At 41.9% G+C, this 17736-nt stretch carries 14 protein-coding genes and 3 pseudogenes; 11 read left to right on the forward strand and 6 right to left on the reverse strand.

The genetic code is table 11. The features are described 5' to 3' along the window. Positions 1-6: 6 nt before the first annotated feature. From cysI to ACSLGF_RS10175, 3 genes and pseudogenes are all read right to left on the reverse strand, one after another. On the reverse strand, positions 7-1725 hold the full coding sequence (cysI, locus tag ACSLGF_RS10165) for an assimilatory sulfite reductase (NADPH) hemoprotein subunit (protein ID WP_456004980.1): 1719 nt from the start codon (positions 1723-1725) through the stop codon (positions 7-9). Between the two features lie 36 nt (positions 1726-1761). Further along, a complete protein-coding gene (locus tag ACSLGF_RS10170; protein ID WP_456004982.1) occupies positions 1762-3573 on the reverse strand; it encodes an assimilatory sulfite reductase (NADPH) flavoprotein subunit in 1812 nt (603 codons plus the stop codon). Positions 3574-3765: 192 nt separating this feature from the next. Beyond that, positions 3766-4224, reverse strand: a pseudogene (locus ACSLGF_RS10175) (aldehyde dehydrogenase family protein); the annotation flags it as partial. A gap of 158 nt (positions 4225-4382) precedes the next feature. Between ACSLGF_RS10175 and ACSLGF_RS10180 the strand changes: the two are divergent. The 3 genes from ACSLGF_RS10180 to ACSLGF_RS10190 are packed head-to-tail and all read left to right on the forward strand — an operon-like array spanning position 4383 to position 6015. Next, positions 4383-4808 (forward strand): DMT family transporter, encoded by a 426-nt coding sequence (locus ACSLGF_RS10180; RefSeq protein ID WP_456004984.1) that lies wholly within the window; start codon positions 4383-4385, stop codon positions 4806-4808. A gap of 13 nt (positions 4809-4821) precedes the next feature. Next, the gene (locus ACSLGF_RS10185) at positions 4822-5508 is read left to right on the forward strand and encodes a Crp/Fnr family transcriptional regulator (protein ID WP_456004987.1); all 687 of its coding nucleotides are present in this window, start codon (positions 4822-4824) and stop codon (positions 5506-5508) included. Between the two features lie 21 nt (positions 5509-5529). Next, complete coding sequence (locus ACSLGF_RS10190) at positions 5530-6015, forward strand: DMT family transporter (protein ID WP_456004989.1); 486 nt, start codon at positions 5530-5532, stop codon at positions 6013-6015. 10 nt (positions 6016-6025) lie between these two features. Here the strand turns inward: ACSLGF_RS10190 and ACSLGF_RS10195 are convergent, their stop codons facing one another. Continuing rightward, positions 6026-7432 carry a phospholipase D-like domain-containing protein gene (locus tag ACSLGF_RS10195; RefSeq protein WP_456004991.1) on the reverse strand — a complete coding sequence of 469 codons (1407 nt, stop codon included), beginning with the start codon at positions 7430-7432 and terminating at the stop codon, positions 6026-6028. Between the two features lie 161 nt (positions 7433-7593). On the opposite strand from ACSLGF_RS10195, the gene ACSLGF_RS10200 reads away from it, so the two are divergent. The 5 genes from ACSLGF_RS10200 to ACSLGF_RS10220 all read left to right on the forward strand — a co-directional run bounded on the left by ACSLGF_RS10200 (position 7594) and on the right by ACSLGF_RS10220 (position 12187). Continuing rightward, positions 7594-8370 (forward strand): MurR/RpiR family transcriptional regulator, encoded by a 777-nt coding sequence (locus tag ACSLGF_RS10200; RefSeq protein WP_456004994.1) that lies wholly within the window; start codon positions 7594-7596, stop codon positions 8368-8370. 129 nt (positions 8371-8499) lie between these two features. Beyond that, a complete protein-coding gene (gene pfkB, locus ACSLGF_RS10205) occupies positions 8500-9414 on the forward strand; it encodes a 1-phosphofructokinase (protein ID WP_456004997.1) in 915 nt (304 codons plus the stop codon). Positions 9415-9426: 12 nt separating this feature from the next. Beyond that, positions 9427-10842: a PTS fructose transporter subunit IIC gene (locus tag ACSLGF_RS10210; protein ID WP_456004999.1), complete on the forward strand. Its 1416-nt coding sequence runs from the start codon at positions 9427-9429 to the stop codon at positions 10840-10842. 14 nt (positions 10843-10856) lie between these two features. Beyond that, complete coding sequence (locus ACSLGF_RS10215) at positions 10857-11315, forward strand: PTS sugar transporter subunit IIA (protein ID WP_456005002.1); 459 nt, start codon at positions 10857-10859, stop codon at positions 11313-11315. A gap of 2 nt (positions 11316-11317) precedes the next feature. Beyond that, positions 11318-12187 carry a class II fructose-bisphosphate aldolase gene (locus ACSLGF_RS10220; protein WP_456005004.1) on the forward strand — a complete coding sequence of 290 codons (870 nt, stop codon included), beginning with the start codon at positions 11318-11320 and terminating at the stop codon, positions 12185-12187. 43 nt (positions 12188-12230) lie between these two features. On the opposite strand, the pseudogene ACSLGF_RS10225 reads toward ACSLGF_RS10220, so the two are convergent. Next, positions 12231-13749 (reverse strand): annotated as a pseudogene (locus ACSLGF_RS10225) (MDR family MFS transporter); the annotation flags it as partial. Between the two features lie 158 nt (positions 13750-13907). Here ACSLGF_RS10225 and ACSLGF_RS10230 point away from each other — a divergent pair. The 3 genes from ACSLGF_RS10230 (at position 13908) to ACSLGF_RS10240 (ending at position 16684) form a co-directional block, all read left to right on the forward strand. Further along, positions 13908-14339, forward strand: a complete 432-nt coding sequence (locus ACSLGF_RS10230; protein WP_456005014.1) for a MarR family winged helix-turn-helix transcriptional regulator — start codon at positions 13908-13910, stop codon at positions 14337-14339. Between the two features lie 369 nt (positions 14340-14708). After that, complete coding sequence (locus ACSLGF_RS10235; RefSeq protein WP_456005006.1) at positions 14709-16397, forward strand: ribonuclease YeeF family protein; 1689 nt, start codon at positions 14709-14711, stop codon at positions 16395-16397. Further along, complete coding sequence (locus tag ACSLGF_RS10240; RefSeq protein ID WP_456005008.1) at positions 16394-16684, forward strand: hypothetical protein; 291 nt, start codon at positions 16394-16396, stop codon at positions 16682-16684. Before ACSLGF_RS10235 ends, ACSLGF_RS10240 begins: the two co-directional genes overlap by 4 nt. A gap of 510 nt (positions 16685-17194) precedes the next feature. Here ACSLGF_RS10240 and ACSLGF_RS10245 read toward each other — a convergent pair. Next, a pseudogene (locus ACSLGF_RS10245) lies at positions 17195-17736 on the reverse strand (transposase); the annotation flags it as partial.

The raw sequence follows: 17736 nt of genomic DNA on the forward strand, positions 1-17736 counted from the left end.
TCTTTTTTACTGCACATGAAAATTCGTTCCATCGGTTGTTTCTTTGACAATACCTGCCCGTATCACAAAATCACCGAAATGTTCATTTTCTTCTCGTTCTTTTGCGTAGCGAGGGAGCAAAGAGCCAAGCTCGTTTAAAATGTCTTCCTCACCCACGTTTTCTCGGTACAGTTTACTTAACCTGCTGCCATCAAACGCAGCGCCAAGATACATGTTGTATTTGCCAGGTGATTTTCCGATAAAGCCAATTTCACCTAAAGCATGACGGGCACATCCATTTGGGCATCCAGTCATTCGAATGGTGATTTCTTTATCACTTAAGCCGTTTTCTTCTACAATCTCTTCAATTCTATCAATCAAGCGAGGAAGGTAGCGCTCTGCTTCTGCCATCGCTAAGCCGCATGTTGGAAGAGAAACGCAAGCCATTGAACTGCGGCGCAGTGCAGAATGCTGCTGACCATCTGACAAACCGAATTCCTGTATCAGCTGCTCGATTTGTTTCTTTTTATGAGATGTGACATTTCCAATGATTAAATTTTGATTCGCTGTTAAGCGGAAGTCACCCGTATGAATCTTTGCGATTTCACGAATGCCTGTCATCAGCGGATAATCATCATAATCTGTGATGCGCCCGCCTTCAACAAACATCGTATAATGCCATCTTCCGTTAATGCCCTTTACCCAGCCATAGCGGTCACCGTTATGATCAAAGTGATAACCTCTTGCGTCTAAAAGGGCAAACCCAAGACGGTGTTCAAGCTCTTCTTTTACATTTTCAAGACCAAGGCGGTCCACCGTATATTTAAAGCGGGCATTTTTTCTTACTGAACGGTTTCCGTAGTCACGCTGAATGGTGATCACTTGTTTGGCAATCTCCACAACCTGCTCAGGTGTACAAAAACCGATGACCTTTGCAAGCTGAGGGTAGGTCGCTGTATCACCGTGAGTCATACCCATTCCGCCGCCAATCGCAACATTAAAGCCGACTAATTGATCATGTTCGATAATCGCAATGAAGCCTAGATCCTGTGAAAAGACATCAATATCGTTAGCAGGAGGGACCGCAACGCCAATCTTGAATTTTCTTGGTAAATAAAGCGGGCCATACATCGGCTCAACTTCAGTGTCTGGCGTTGCCGCTACCTTTTCCTCATCAAGCCAAATTTCGTGATACGCTCTTGTTTGTGGAAGCAGGTCATCACTTAATTTTTTTGCCAGCTCGTACACATCATGGTGCACTTCTGATTGATAGGGGTTTGAAGTACACATGACATTCCGATTCACATCCCCGCAAGCAGCGATCGTATCAAGCATGGTGGAATGAATGTCTTGAATGGTCTTTTTCATGTTCCATTTTAAAATACCGTGAAGCTGGAAGGTTTCACGAGTTGTCAGCTTTAACGTGCCGTTGCCGTATTTGTGAGCAAGCTCATCCATCACAAGCCACTGCTTTGATGTGGCGATTCCGCCAGGCAGACGTACGCGCAGCATAAATTGATAGGCAGGCTCAAGCTTTTGTTTTTGCCGTTCATTTCTAAGGTCACGATCGTCCTGCAAGTAGCTGCCGTGATGCTTCATCAGCCGGTTGTCATCATCAGGAATTCCCGCTGAAATCGGATCAAGCATGACTTCTTTTAACGTACCCCGTAAATAATCACTTTTTTCTTTAATTTCCTCTACGTCGCTCGGAGATCCATCCGGCGCTGTTAATGCTGTCTTCACCATGTCGTAAAAGCTCCTTTCTTTCAAGCATCAAATCAATCAATAGACGTCACGCTGATAGCGTTTTTGCTGCTGTAAATTGGCAAGATAGCTTTCTGCTTTCTCTTTGCTCATCGCACCTTCTTCTTGAATGATCGATAGAAGGGTACCATGAACATCATGCGCCATATGCTTTTCATCACCGCAAACATAGACATAGGCACCTTGCTCAAGCCATTCGAATAATTCTTTACTTTGTTTCTTCATTTGGTGCTGGACATACACCTTTTCCTCTGAATCTCTTGAGAAAGCCACGTCCATTTTCGTTAAGACGCCATCTTTTAACCACTTTTGCCATTCTGTTTGGTATAAGAAATCCGTCACAAAGTGCTGATCACCGAAGAATAACCATGACTTTCCGTTTGCACCAATTTCCTCGCGTTCCTGCATAAACGAACGGAAAGGGGCGATGCCTGTGCCTGGTCCTACCATAATGATCGGTGCATCAGTATCGTGAGGAAGTTTAAAGTTTTGGTTGTGCTGAATATAAACAGGTAACGTATCACCTGGCTGCAAGCGCTCTGCACATAAGATCGAGCAGACACCTTGACGTTCTCTCCCGTGAGCATCATATCTCACAGCACCTATTGTCAAATGAACCTCTTCGTCATTTGCTTTTAAGCTGCTTGCAATCGAATAAAGACGTGCAGGAATTTTTCTTAAAATAGAGGTAAAATCTGCTGCTGTTCCTTCAAAAGGACCAAAATCGCGAGCGGCATCTACTAAATCTCTTCCTGCTATATACGCTTTTAGCTTTTCTTCGTTTCCTTCTTCTAAAAGGGCATGCAAGGCTTCGCTTTCCGTAAATGAAGCAATCTTTTGAAGAAGAGGCTTTGTTAAAACTGTAATCTCAAAGTGCGAGGTAAGTGCTTCTTTTAAAGGAAGAGTGTCTCCGTTTTTATGAACGGTTACGGCTTCCTCTGCATTCCATCCGCATGTCTTGATTAGTTCCTCAACAAGCGCAGGATCATTTGTCGGATAAATGCCAAGACTGTCGCCCGGCTCATAAACAAGTCCTGAGCCTTCAAGAGAAAGCTCCAAATGGCGGGTTTCTTTGTTAGATCCGCGGCCATTCAGGTTAATATTTTCAAGCACCTCAGCATAAAAGGGATTCGTTCTTGAGTATTCAGAAGCTACCTGATTGTTTACTCCTGCTGATTCTTGTGGTGATGCTGCGGCTTCACCTTCGCTTAGAGAAGATGTCACCCCTTGAAGCCATTCAGAGAACGGTTCATCATAATCAAGGTCACAGTCGACCCGGTCGAAAAGACGCGTTCCGCCAAGTTCTTTTAAGCGCTCGTCAAATTCTTTCCCCGTCTGACAGAAGAATTCGTATGAGCTGTCACCTAGTGAAAGGACAGAATAGCTTAAATGATCGAGCTTTGGCGCACGTCTGCCGTGGACATATTCATGGAAAGAAAGGGCATTATCAGGCGGATCTCCCTCGCCATGTGTGCTGACGATCATCAATAAATTGTTTATTTTTTTCAGACTATTTGGTTTAAAATCTGACATAGAAGAGAGCGTCACTTGAAAGCCTTTCTCTTCAAGATGCTGCGCTGTCTTTTTCGCTAAACCTTCGGAATTGCCTGTTTGAGACCCGTAAAGCACGGTCACATCTTTGCTGACAGACTGTGCAGGTGCTGCGGCAGAAGGGGCCAGAGTGGCAGCTTCTGATCCGGCTAGAGCTGTTTGTGCTGATAAATAACCGGTAAGCCAAATTTTTTGCTGATCTGTTAAAGTCGGAAGCAGCTGATTGAGTAACTCTGCCTGCTCCTGGCTAAACGGACTGTTCAATACATGAAGTTGCAACGATATCCACCTCACAAGGAATATAAACATAGATTAATTCGATAGGAATTATATATATAGGTTCAATTTGAACTTTACCGAAAGTTTGCCATTAAGTAAAATATATAATATTGATTGTCATGATTAAGATTTCTAATGACAAAGAACGTACGAATAGGGGAGGGCATAAAAAAGGAAAACGGATAACCGTTCTGCAAGGAGGGTAGCACCTTCTTCGATTCCTTTTTCAATATAAGACTGCACGGTATCCCATTGTTTTTTGGATACGAGCGGACCAGTGGCGTGATTTTCTCTCGAATCACCAACTGTAAACTTCGGCAGGGCATTCAGCAGCGCTTTTTCAAACGAATCTTTCATCGATTCTGGAATGAGCACACGTGTGGCTGCCGAACACACTTGACCTGTATTCATCGCAATATGATGAACGGCGGTTTCGGCTGCCTCATCCACATCTGCATCATCTAAAACGATAAGAGGGGATTTCCCGCCAAGCTCAAGGGCCACTTTCTTCACATTGTCTGCAGCGTTTTCCATAATTTTAGAGCCGACGGCACCTGAACCAGTAAATGAAACAAAATCAATATCAGGATGTGAGCTAATGCCGTCCTCAATGACTTCACCGATTCCGTTCACGAGGTTGAAGACACCTTTGATATAAAACTGGACCCACCGTGAAAAATCTAAAACGAAGAAACTGCAAAAGAAAAAGTTTCTGATATAATACGCAAAGTGGGACATATGTCCTTTTCAACATGAGGGCATCTATCATTTAATAGAACTAGACTGAAAAAGAAGGAGCATTTGAAAGAATGAAAGGTGTTATTTTCGCATTATTAGGAGGCGCTTGTATTACACTGCAAGGCGTAGCCAACGCAAGAATTAGTCATGATATCGGTACATGGCAGGCGGCAACCATCACCCAGCTAACCGGTTTTATCATCTCTCTATTCATTTTACTCATCGTACGGGATGGGCACTTTCGAGAATATCAAAAGGTGCAGCCACTCTATTTAATTGGCGGCGCATTTGCAGCCATTATTATTTTTAATGAAGTCACCGCGATTCAAATGATTGGTGTGACACTCACCATCGCTGCTTTACTGATAGCACAGCTTGCGTTTACCTTTGCAATTGATGCAAAAGGATGGTTTGGTGTACAGAAGAAGAAAATGAAATGGCCTCATTATGCAGGAATTCTTTTGATGATTGCGGGCGTGATCATTTTAAAGCTATAAAGGAGGGAGTCAGATGGAGGAGCTTCACGATGAATCTCTTTTTTCCTCTTATATCAAGGCACATCATTTACAAAACGTCTTTCATCAGAACTTGATGTCACATGTGACGTTGTGGCGCTATGAGCAAGGTGAGCTGATTTGTTCAAAAGGGGATAAGAGGGAGTACATGTACTTGTTAGTGAAAGGAAAATTAAAGATTTTCACCACCACAAAGGAAGGAAAAACCTTTATTCTTTGCTTTAAAAATCCCCTTGAAGCGATTGGAGATATTGAATATGTCCAGCAGACGGATATGGTCAATACAGTCGAAGCTGTCACAGAAGTACATATGCTAAGGATTTCTCATCAAGCGCTCATGCACCATGCGAAGGATGACCCTCATGTTTTAACCTTTTTACTAAAAGGCATCACAAACAAATTTTATACAAAATCAAACGATTTAAGATTCCACCTTTTATATCCTGTGGAGGTCAGGCTCGCAAGCTATTTATTATCTGTTTTAACAGGTGACGACACCACGCGAGCACGCCCGCTTCGTCTCACTGATGCGGCGAGCTTAATTGGAACAAGCTATCGTCATATTAATCGGGTCATTCAGCAATTCCGGGAAAAAGGGCTGATTGAAAAGCGAAGAGGAAAGATTACGATTCGTGACCGGAAAGGGCTTTTAGAAATAGCAGAGCACAACATTTATGAATAGAAGAAACGAAAGGATTTATATATGATTATAGGAATAATATTAGCGATCACAGCTGGTGCCCTCGTCAGCTTACAAACCATTTTTAATAGTAAAGTCAATGAGCATACAGGCTCTTGGTCAACAACGACACTTGTTCTTGGAATGGGCTTTATTGCTTCACTCTTTATGGGTCTTATGTTAGAAGGAACTGGCATGTTTCAATTAAGGCATATGGAAGCATGGTACTGGGTAAGCGGGGCCATTGGGGTAGGAGTTGTCATCTGCCTTGTTCAGAGCATCAAACGTCTAGGCCCCACTTATGGGATCTCAATTGTCCTCACCTCACAGCTAGGCTGCGCACTTTTGTTTGATTCGCTCGGCTGGCTTGGGTTAGAGAAAGTGGAATTTTCTTTTACAAAACTATTGGGTGTTCTTGTCATCGTTGCTGGGATCTTGGTGTTTAAGCTGACCAAATTAGAGCAAGCAGACGAGGATCAATCGCAAGAAAAAGGGCTGCCACAAAAGTAGCTGCCCTTTTTCAGATCAATCGCCGCCAAATAACGGTTATCGTCGATAAGCCATTTAAAAGGAGTCTTTTCATCAAAGGCTTTTTTTTCTTCCCATAGTTGCTCGTTTTATGTTCTGTTCGGTCTTTAGCCACGAGGACACTATAGGCGATTTTCCGCTCGATTGCCTGCGTAAGAGATAACGCAAACGGTGCGCTATCAATGACCAAAATCGATTCTGTATTTAAAAAACTGGACCTTGCATCTAAATTATATGTCCCGATAATACTTAAGTAATCATCAATGACCATCGATTTCCCATGAATCGAATACGGGCCTTCATATTCATACAAATGAACGCCAGTTTTCATCAGTTCCTTTTTCGTGCTTAAATATCCTGCAAAAGCCAAAGGATTTGGTGTTGCTGTAAGAGAATTCGTGACGAGCGTCGTTTGAATGTCTTCAGCTAAGGGAGTAAGTCCATCCTTCATGGGACGTGTTGGTATCACATAAGGCGTCTGTATGAGAACAGAACGCTTTGCCCGGTGAGCTAGATCGTTTAACTTTTTCAGCACGAGAGGACGCTTATTGAAGCGCTCCACTGGATTTGTGAAAAATGCAATCTGTTTCACAGAAGTGGCATCTGTTGACCAATCAAAGGAGGACATGACAAAAGGTTCTTTCGTGTGCATCGCTTCGTGATAGGACCTGAGCAGCTGCTTTCTCAGTTTTAACCCTTTTTTCGCTTTTTGCTTAGAGAACACATCTTTCGTTCTTTTCGTAAAGTTATGATTCCATAGATAAACGAAATATTGCTCCATTTCATCTAATACCTTTCCCTTTTTGGCGTTATAGAGCAGCACATCACGGTCATAAGCAAAGTTTTTCGGCGGCTGATCTGCAAAGTATTTATCACCGATATTTCTTCCGCCCATCACTGCGACTCTTCCATCAGCCAAAAGCAGCTTATCATGAAGACGGTTATGCCACGTCCATGGCTTGAACAAACGAAAGGGCTCATAAAAACGAATCGCCATGTTCGGATGATTTGCTACGGCATAGCGCAAATGCTTCAGCGGCCCACGAAGGCTGTGGCAGATGCCATCTAATAATAGCTGAACCTTCACTCCTCGATCAGCTGCCTCAATTAAAGCACCAAGTACCCATTCGGCTGTTTTTCCCTTTTGAATGGAATAATAACTCAGACGAATCATCTTTTTAGCCTCACGAATCATTTGGATTCTGACTTGACCCGACTCAAACCCGTCGTCAAGAAGCATGACTTGATTTGTGCCTTGGTCGTCTCCTGAGATAGAAGAGGCTTTATAAATGCAATGCTCCTTGCATGTTTTTTGTACCGGTAAATAAAACAAAACAAATGCGGTCAAAAATACATATACCACATATAGAAGAATCAGAAAAATTAAGAGATGAAGCATAGTCATCAGCTCCTTTCACACAGACACTGCTTTTTCTTAGTTTATGTTAAAAATAAAATTCCACTCATTTTCGCCTTCTAATAAAAAATACAGGACAAAAGAATCACCTTGTTTTCATAGGGCATTTAATTATAGTATGTAATGAGTAAGGGGGAATCGCATTGAATGAACCACTATTTAACATTCCAAGTGTTGTGTATCAAACATTAAGTGAAACAGAACGGTACTTACTCCATTATATTCACCAGCATTTAGAGGACATCTCCACCTTATCCATCGTCACTTTAAGTGAAAGAGCCAATGTGTCGACAGCCACTATTGTCAGACTGATGAAGAAAATTGGTTACAACGGCTATACATCCTTTAAATATCGATTGAAACAAGAAAAGAAAATGACAGATGAAAGCGACCAGCTAAAAAATATTGATGAAGACATCAAACTGGCGATTCGAAAAAATGAAGAAGAGGTTTTAAAGACGATACAGCTGCAAAGTATTGGGCAAATTGAAGATGCGGTTCAAAAAATACATGATGCAGATAAAATTTATATTTTTGGCAGAGGCTTCTCAGAGATGATTGCCAAAGAGATGACCATCAAATTACAGCTCATCGGAAAAACATGTGAAGTGCACGACGATCCTAATATCATTCGACTAAAATCGCGTGACATTGATAAAAACGAACTGGCCATCTTTGTTTCATTAAATGGAGAAACAGCAGAACTCGTTGAAGCCTGTCAAAATCTAAGCATGATGCAGGTCACAACCATTACCGTCACAACAAGAATTGATTCTACATTAAGTAAAATATCAGACATGACACTAGTCGGATATAAAGGCGAACAATCTTTCTTCCCAGATTATGAAGTCCGCTCCCGCCTGTCTCTTCATGTCATTGCCCGCATTTTACTAGACGCCTACGTGATCCGAATGAAATAACCGATAAGAAGCCTTCTAGACTTTGTGCTGGAAGGCTTTTTCTCATGAAAACCTTTACACAATCTGAAAACATTTTCATTGAATCGTATGAGATACTTTCTTTAGAGAAAAGAAAGAAGGTGAAATCAATTGATTTATACCTGCACCTTAAATCCTGCTATTGACCTATATATTGCATTAAAAGAAATGCGGGCAAATACAGTAAACCGCACAGAAGATGAGGATTATCAGCCGAATGGAAAAGGCGTCAATGTGTCGATTATGCTAAAAAAATATGGCGTTAACAACACTGCATTAGGCTTTATTGCCGGGTTTTCTGGTTCTTATATTGAGCAATCCTTAAAAGATCTTTCCATTCCAACAGATTTTATCCCGGTTGAAGGAATTACGCGCATTAACGTTTTTATCAATACAACAGAAGAATACAAGCTCGTGAATCAAGGTCCTGCCATTCAGACAAAAGCACTTCACGCCTTTCGCGAGAAAATTTCAGCAATCCCGCAGGGCGGTACCCTCATTATGTCAGGCAGTCTGCCAAAGGGCGTACCAGCCAGCATTTTTTCAGAAGTAGCTGCAATTTGTCATCAAAACAACGTCAAATTCATTTTAGATACAAGCTCTGTAGCGGTTCTTGAGACGCTTCAGTACAAGCCGTATTTATTAAAACCGAATGAAGAAGAAATGTCCGCTTTTTTCGGTAAAACACAGCATTTATCAGAAACAGAACTCATTCAATCCGGAGAAAAACTCATCGAGATGGGTGCAGAGCAAGTACTCATTTCCCGAGGAGGAGAAGGGGCTCTATTCATCACGAAGGAAGACGTGTTAAAAGGAAACGCACCAACAGGCACGGTGGTAAACACAGCTTGTTCAGGAGATGCCATGCTCGCAGCATTTATTAGTAAACAGCTTGAAGGACATTCAGCCGAAGAATGCTTACGCTACGGGATTGCAACAGGAGCATCTACCGCATTTTCCAAAGGCTTAAGTGATTTACATGATATCAAGTCGCTGATTGAGCAAATTCACATTCACAAGATATAAGGGGGAGTCAACATGAGCCGTAAAAAAATTGTCGCTGCAACCGGCTGTCCAACAGGCATTGCACATACATTTATGGCAGCTGAGGCCTTAAAAATAGCTGCTGAGCAATTAGGTGTCGACATCAAAGTCGAAACGCATGGTCAAGTAGGAATTGAAAACGCTTTAACCGATCAAGACATTATGGAAGCAGATGGGGTCATTGTTGCAGCTGACAAAGATGTGCACACAGACCGTTTTCACGGAAAACCACTCATAGAAGTACCTGTATCTAAAGGAATACGCACACCAGCTGAGCTGATCCAGAGCATTTTAAATGGAGACGCACCCATTCATCAAGTGAAAGGAAGGACTGCTGTTACCGAGAATACATCTGCACCTTCACCCACTCAGCAAAAGACGTCAAATAAATGGATACACACCATCTATAAGCACTTAATGAACGGTGTATCACACATGCTTCCATTTGTCGTAGGCGGCGGGGTTTTAATTGCCCTTTCTTTTCTATTTGGCATCTACTCTGCTGACCCTCAGCATGAAACGTATCACCCGTTTGCTGCCTATTTGAAAAGCATTGGCGGACTCGGCTTTAGCTTAATGGTTCCTATTTTAGCAGCATTTATCGCTGATTCGATCGCAAGACGGCCAGGGATGGTTGTTGGATTTATAGGAGGCCTGCTTGCAAATGATGGAGGTGCCGGTTTCTTAGGTGGTATTATCGCAGGTTTTGCAGCAGGATATATCATTCTATTGCTTCAATTCATGCTTCAAAAATTACCTGCATCACTTGATGGATTAAAATCGATCTTCATCTATCCCGTCATCGGTATTTTCTTGATAGGGGCTGTGATGACTCCTCTATTAGTTCCAATTACAGGGTTAAATAATTCATTAATGGATTTTCTCTCATCCGTTCAATCCACGAATCCGCTGCTCTTAGGCTTAATTGTTGGGGCTATGTGTGGATTTGATATGGGTGGACCTTTTAACAAAGCAGCCTATGTGACAGGAACGGCTTTACTTGCAGAAGGCAATCTTTATTTCATGGCAGGTGTGTCTGCTGCATGTATTACACCGCCGCTCATCATTGCGATTGCGACAACGATTTTCCGAAAACATTTCACACCACAAGAACGAAATGCAGGTGCGATCAACTATATTCTAGGTGCTACACATATTACCGAAGGGGCCATCCCGTTTGCGGCCAAAAACCCAGTCGTTGTCCTGCCGATTATTATGTTTGGTTCGGCCATCTCTGCTATTTTGACTTATCTGTTTGGCGTACAGGTTCCTGCACCGCATGGCGGATTCCTTGTGCTACCAGTCGTCACAGGTGCATTTCAGTGGGTGCTTTCAATACTGATCGGATCTTTGATCGGTGCGATTCTATACGGACTTTATCGTAAAAAAATAGACAAAGCCGCAGTTTAATAGGGGGAAGAGAAATGATGGAACATATTTATATGAATCTTCATGAAACAGCTTCTTCACAGGCAGGCGTTTTCGCAGCCATTGCTGACATTGCCTACAAAGCAGGTATTTCCGCATCACCAGAGGATGTCAAAGAAGGCTTAGCTGAAAGGGAAGCTCTTAGTACAACAGGATTTCAAGATGGATTTGCCATTCCGCATACACAGACAGACGCCATGAAAGCTCCGGCACTCGTGATCGTCCGCACTGAAACTGGAATTGAATGGGACGCTTTTGATGGAAAGCCTTGCTTTTTCTTCTTATCCTTACTGATCCCAAAAAATGAAGCAGGGACAACTCATTTAAAAGCCCTTTCTGCCCTTTCACGAGGCTTAATGGACGAAGCGAAACGTCAAAAGCTGCTAGAAACAAGAACAAATGAAGAAATGCTCACTGTATTAAAAACAGAAATTTTGACTAGAGAGGATGTTTGACGATGCCTTTACTTTCAACAACACCGATGCTTGAAGCTGCAAAAAAAGAAAAATACGGAATTGTGGCATTCAATGTGCACTCCTTTGACAGTATCTATTGGGTGCTCGAAACTGCCGCTGAATTAAAGTCACCTGTGATTTTGCAAACGACGGTCGGAACGGTTCAATCTCTTGGAGCAAAAGCCATTGCAGATACAGTAAAGGCGGCAGCTGATCAATATCAAATCCCAATCGGTCTTCATCTGGATCATTGTACTGACTTTGATGTGATTCTTACCTGTATTCGAGCTGGGTATACATCCGTTATGATCGATGCATCGATGCATTCGTATGAAGAAAATGTACGCCGCACAAAAGAAGTGGTTGATCTTGCATTAAAAGTAGGTGTGAATGTAGAGGCGGAATTAGGCAAGGTAGGCGGCGTAGAAGATGACATCGTGGTAGATGAAAAGGATGCTGAAAAAGCCATTCCATCAGAGTGCCGTCAATTTGTAGAAGAAACTGGGGTACCCACTTTAGCGCCTGCGATCGGCACCGCCCACGGCATTTATAAAGGAGTACCGGATATTGACTTTGACCGCATTGAACAAATTGCAGCGCTTGTCGATGTACCACTTGTCCTGCACGGAGGTTCAGCTATACCAGAAGAGGATGTCAGAAGATGTGTCACACTTGGTATGGCAAAGGTCAATGTCTCAACTGAACTGAAAAATGCCTACTCTGAAGCCATTCGTGATCATTTCTCAAACGAACCTGAGAGCTTAGATCCGCGTATGTATTTACAAAAAGCAAAACAAGCAGCAAAGGACATGGTCACATCTAAAATACGGATCGTTGGCAGTGAAGGCAAAGCCCATCTTTTATATCAATGAGATGAAAAAAAAGCAGAGCCGCATCGCTCTGCTTTTTCACATTATTCGCTTTCTTTCATTTCGTTTGATGTGCGTACTCGTGCATTCCCCATAAATACGACCGTAATCGCCGCAAGTGCAATCGGGAATAAAGCAATCATAAATACGTACGTCATACTTTGTGACATCGCATCGATGACTTTATTTAAAATATCAGGCGGAATTTGTGAGCGGGCACCCTCTTGGAAAATGGCTTGCGGATCGCCAATTTGAGAAGGGGCTCCTTTCATTCCGCTGAAGGCATCTGCTAAACGATTCGTCAGGACATTTGTTTGAATCGTCCCGAAAATCGTCACACCTAACGTCATCCCAAGTGATCTCATAAACGAATTGGTTGAATTTGCACTGCCGCGATAGCGCGGAGAGAGATCATTCATGGAAGCAGATGGCAGAAGGGAGAAGCTAAAGCCGACACCAAAGCCTGATATCATCATAAAGAGCGTGAGCCAGAGTCTTGCTGTATCTGGTGACATGTTGGCAAGCAGCAGCATCCCAGCGAAAAATGAAATCACAGAAATGGTCATAAGACGTTTGAAAGGCACTTTCGTCTGCATCGTTCCGCCAATCATACTGCCAATGACGGACCCTATCATCATCGGAGTTAAAATGAAGCCTGCACTTGTCGCAGATTCACCGTACACCGCCTGCACGAAAATAGGGATAAAGACGGCAAGAATAATAAACGTCCCGCCATATAAAAACGCTAAAATTTGAGATGTCGCAAATAAACGATTTTTAAACATCCAAAATGAAATAATCGGTTCCTCAGCTTTACGCTCAACGATAAAGAAAATGGTACCGAAGACAACAAAAACAGCAAATAGTGTTAGGATTTGTACGGAATCCCAAGCATAAGATTTACCGCCAAGCTCAAGTGCGAACATCAAGCTTACAACCGAAACGACAAGAGTAATGGCACCTGACCAGTCGATTTTCTGCTTACGATGCTCAAGCGATTCCTGATAGTATCTGGCAATCAAGATCACACTGACGATACCGATTGGCACGTTAATATAGAAAACCCAATGCCAGCCGATCGAATCCGTAATAATGGCACCTAACAGCGGGCCAAGTACACTTGATAAACCAAATACTGCACCAAACATACCTGACATTTTTCCGCGCTTTTCAGGCGGGAAGATATCAAAGATAATCGTAAATGCGATCGGAAGCAGTGCACCGCCTCCAAGCCCTTGAATGGCTCGGTAAATAATGAGCTGATCCATCGTTTGTGCAATACCGCACAGCGCAGATCCAATTAAAAAGAAAATAAGTCCAAACAGAAAAAAACGCTTTCGACCATACATATCAGAAAGCTTTCCATAAATCGGCATTCCGGCCATCACTGCCACCATGTAAGAAGCGGTCACCCAAGCAAATTTATCAAAACTGCCTAAATCTGCTACGATGCTCCCCATCGCTGTTGCGACAATGGTATTGTCCATCGCTGCCATAAAAATACCTAACAGCAAACCGATGACAACAAAGCGAGTGGATGCCTTGCCTTTATCCACAGTATTCATTTCATTTACCTCCTGCTTACGTTCTCTTCTCTTTTTTGCTATGATCAATTTAATCATTAAGTAAGAGAACATTTATCTTGATGATCAAGATAAATTGATTTTAAAGGGAGGATAACAAGTTGTCAATAAAGAACGGGGCTGAAGATCGAGCGGACCTGATGATTCATACGATGAGGCGGCTTGCCACACGAACGGTTTTGTTCCACCAAGCGGCCGCTCAATCGCTCGGCCTTTTCCCAACAGATCTCAAATCAGCCGATTTATTAAACGAACTGGGACCACTCACAGCAGGCGAATTAAGTGAAAAAACAGGTCTTAGCTCAGGTGCGGTCACGGCTCTTATTGACCGGCTTGAAAAAGCAGGCTACGCCAAAAGGGAGAAGGACCCAAATGACAAGCGAAGGGTCATCATTGTTCCACTGACCGCTGGGAAAACACAGGTGAAAGAACTCTTCCAATCCTTATCGGCATCAACAAAACAGCTCACAAACGAATACAAACCAGAAGAAGTAGATTTAATTATTCAATTTATTTCCGAAACAGCTGAAATCATGGATCAAGAGCTGCAATTGCTTAAGTCTAAATCGTAAGGAAGCACACTGAGGAGAGTGCTTTTTTGTAAGAGCAGTCCAAATAAGGTAATAAAGATTGCAAATTGGCTCAATTAGTGACATCTTCCTTACCATGGAAGTGCTCTATAACGCTTTTTTATAATGGAGTAGCTCAAAAATGTTTATTTAAAGGATCATTGTAAAAACCACGTTTTAATTATTACTGACGAAGGTGGAGCTAAGGCATTCTAATGAAACACTGATATATTTACATAATAAATACTGTTTTTGTATCTATATTCCTATTTAATGACAAACTTTGTGTTGGTAACATTGACCTTGTCAATGAATAGGAGGGAGTGAATTCTTCTGGGGAAGATACTTGATGCAAAAGCACTAACAAGTGCCATGGATACAAGAGCGAAACAATATCAGGAACTCCGTGAACAAATGGTAGATTTAAAAAAGGCACTACAAGGCGTGGCAAATCTCGGCGATGATTTCACTGGAAAAGGTGCCGATAACATTAAAAGCTTTTATAAAGAGCTAGCAGGTAATGTGGACATGTTTATCAGCTTCATTGATAAGCAAAAAGCCTTTCATGAAGGTGTTTCTGGTACACTTGATGATACAAGTTTTGGCGGTGATACTTTTGTGGAGGAACACTTTTTAGACAACGCTGTACATATGGGAATCAAAAACGCCAAAAGTATTGTAAAGGATCAAAAAAAGGCACTGAAAACCATTTTTGAAGATATTCATGACCTCATTTCTCTGGAGGTATTTGATAGCCAAACCTTTGATGATAAGATCGAAGATGCAGAAGACGAGCGAAAAAAGACGGTTAAAGATTTAATAGAACTTGATCAAAATCTAAAAGATGAATATGCTTTGTCAGAGACTGAGCAGAAGGCTACAATGGCATTGTACGCAGAAATGATGAATGCGACAAATGACGGAAAAGCCATTTCGCCTATGAATTTTGACAAGAAAGCGTATCAAAATAGCGAAATCTACAAGGCAAAAAGCGATATTGAGAAGCAAACTTCTGAATATCTTAAAATTAAAAAAGAACAAGAAGAAGCCCGCGAGATCGCGAAAGAACAAGAAGCACTCGCAAATCGTCCTTGGTATGAAAAAGCCCTCGATTATGGCGGAAATATCGTCAATGAACTGACAGGCGTGAACGATGCAAAACGTGCCGCCACCGGTGTTGACCCGATCACAGGCGAGGAGCTCACCGCAGGACAGCGAGTCGCAGCAGGCGGCATGGCAGCGGCAGGCTACATCCCTATCGTCGGCTGGGCAGGGCGCATTTTCAAAGGCGGAAAAGCCGTCTATAAAACCACTCAAGCCACGTCAGCCGCAGTCAGAGCAGTCGACATTTATAAGACTTCTCAAAAATCCTTTGACGCCCTAAAAACATCCCAAAAAGGCTTATATGGTCTCACCGCAACCAACGGCTTCAGCGAAGCGATTACGGGCAGAGATATGTTTGGAAATAAGATCTCGAAAGAACAGCAGGAAGCGAGTATGAACGCGGCGCTGGGGATGCTTTTGCCGTTTGGGGCGAAAGGGTTTCATTGGAAGATGGGAGTTAAGGGTACAGATAATGCTTCTTTAACCAACAAAAGTAATTTATATAGAGGTGATAGTTTACTTCACTCTCCAACTAGACCAAATGGAATTGGTAAACCTCATATATCGAGTTCAGGTAATTTAGTACCAGCTAGTAAGGATGGTTTATATAAAGGGCGAGAAGTGACGGTTACAGAGCATATACTTGGAGGTTATAGAAAAGGAGCTAAATCTAATAGCCCTTATACTAGTTTTACAAATAACAAAAATGTGATTGGAAATTATGGAGAAAATGCAATTGAACTAAATATATCAGCCTTAAGGAAAGATATACAGTCTGGAAATATAAAAAATGTTGTTATACTTTCTCCAAAACAAATTCAAAAGTTGATTGAAAGAGATGTTATTTCTTCTGATTTTTGGAAGAAAAGAGCAATTAACTGGACGAAAAGGGATAATGAGTATTTGATTAAAGGGCAAATTCCTAGCCAATATATTAAGGTTTCGCCTAAGGAGTGAGAATTTTGAAACTATACTTTCTAAACGAGTTTTTAGGAGATATACACAATATGAATGTTGATGGTATGTGGGTTAATGCTGAGATTACCCCCTCAAAAAATATAGACAAATTTAATGATTTTTTTGCAGCGCTTGTTGATGAGGAAAATGATTTTGAAGAAACGAATTATAATGAAGAATGGTTAGATGATAACAATTGGTATATTATTGATGATGAAAATAGGAGAAGGGGTATATACATACCTGCAGTTTATCCTGATAGGGAAATTAACTGGAGGTGGAGATGATTATAGATAGACAGCATTGATTATATTTATAGATTATAAAAAACCTTGATGGGCTAATGCCTTTCAAGGTTTTTTGTGTTTATTGGCTTTCATACCGGAGAAAAAGGGGCTTTTTTCCAGTTCGGATCATCGTATGATAGAAACAAGCAAAACGAACGTGAATATTTTGTCTAGAAGGAAGAACCTGCGGACGCTGATCATTGAGCACTTTAAGTGCCTTGATTGGTGTCCTCTTTTTTTATTGGGAGATGCGTCTTTCCCTTATCAATGGCGTATCTGGATACGGAACAAAGGTGTCGAGGAATGTGGCCATACGAGAGGGACATTCTGAGTCTGGATAGCAGCTGGTCTGCTGCAGCCGTATCGAGGACAGTTTTTCATTTTATGATGATGGACTGTACTTGGCATCCTCTCGGAGTGTAGTCATCATTGAAAAATCTATTTAAGCGAATAGCGTAAGGTGGTGCTTATTCGGCAAGGAGCGAGTGACATAAAAATCTATCAGTTGGCTCACGCTGGACATGCTCCTTTCCATGTCCAGTTTGCTAGCTTTTTGAGATTCATAAGCATCGCTTTCATTGAAACTTTTTTTAGTCCACGAAGTTTTGTCCAACGCATACCATGCTTTTCTTTTGCACAAAAACACGTTCATCGTTTCTTTACGTTTTGCGTAGATGTTCTTATTCATTTAGATGTTCTGAGATAGTCAGCTTCATTCAAAATGTGCGTCATACACGTATTCATTCTTTTTCAAGTAACCAGCTTTTGTTCTCGGACGAGTGTAAGGCATGACAGGTCTTATCTCTTGATCCATTAAAATCTTAGCAATGTAAGGTGTTTTATATCCAGCATCTACTGCGACTACATTTGGTTTTCCGACTTTCTCTGTCACCTTTGATACAAGCGAATCCAACATACGACTATCATGAACATTTCCACCCGTGACCAGTGACCCTAAAATAAATCCTTTTGAATCACAAGCTGTATGAAATGAATAAGCAAATGACTTTTCACGTTCATCCTTTACATAATAGCCACTCTCTGGGTCCGTC

The sequence above is a fragment of the Bacillus sp. A015 genome (assembly GCF_053851875.1).

Bases quoted from the DNA above. Each gene is read 5' to 3' on its own strand.
- cysI (WP_456004980.1), bottom strand. From the start codon at position 1,725: ATGGTGAAGACAGCATTAACAGCGCCGGATGGATCTCCGAGCGACGTA.
- ACSLGF_RS10195 (WP_456004991.1), bottom strand. From the start codon at position 7,432: ATGCTTCATCTCTTAATTTTTCTGATTCTTCTATATGTGGTATATGTA.
- ACSLGF_RS10185 (WP_456004987.1), top strand. From the start codon at position 4,822: ATGGAGGAGCTTCACGATGAATCTCTTTTTTCCTCTTATATCAAGGCA.
- ACSLGF_RS10210 (WP_456004999.1), top strand. From the start codon at position 9,427: ATGAGCCGTAAAAAAATTGTCGCTGCAACCGGCTGTCCAACAGGCATT.
- ACSLGF_RS10190 (WP_456004989.1), top strand. From the start codon at position 5,530: ATGATTATAGGAATAATATTAGCGATCACAGCTGGTGCCCTCGTCAGC.
- ACSLGF_RS10230 (WP_456005014.1), top strand. From the start codon at position 13,908: ATGATTCATACGATGAGGCGGCTTGCCACACGAACGGTTTTGTTCCAC.
- ACSLGF_RS10180 (WP_456004984.1), top strand. From the start codon at position 4,383: ATGAAAGGTGTTATTTTCGCATTATTAGGAGGCGCTTGTATTACACTG.
- ACSLGF_RS10220 (WP_456005004.1), top strand. From the start codon at position 11,318: ATGCCTTTACTTTCAACAACACCGATGCTTGAAGCTGCAAAAAAAGAA.
- ACSLGF_RS10215 (WP_456005002.1), top strand. From the start codon at position 10,857: ATGATGGAACATATTTATATGAATCTTCATGAAACAGCTTCTTCACAG.
- ACSLGF_RS10235 (WP_456005006.1), top strand. From the start codon at position 14,709: ATGGATACAAGAGCGAAACAATATCAGGAACTCCGTGAACAAATGGTA.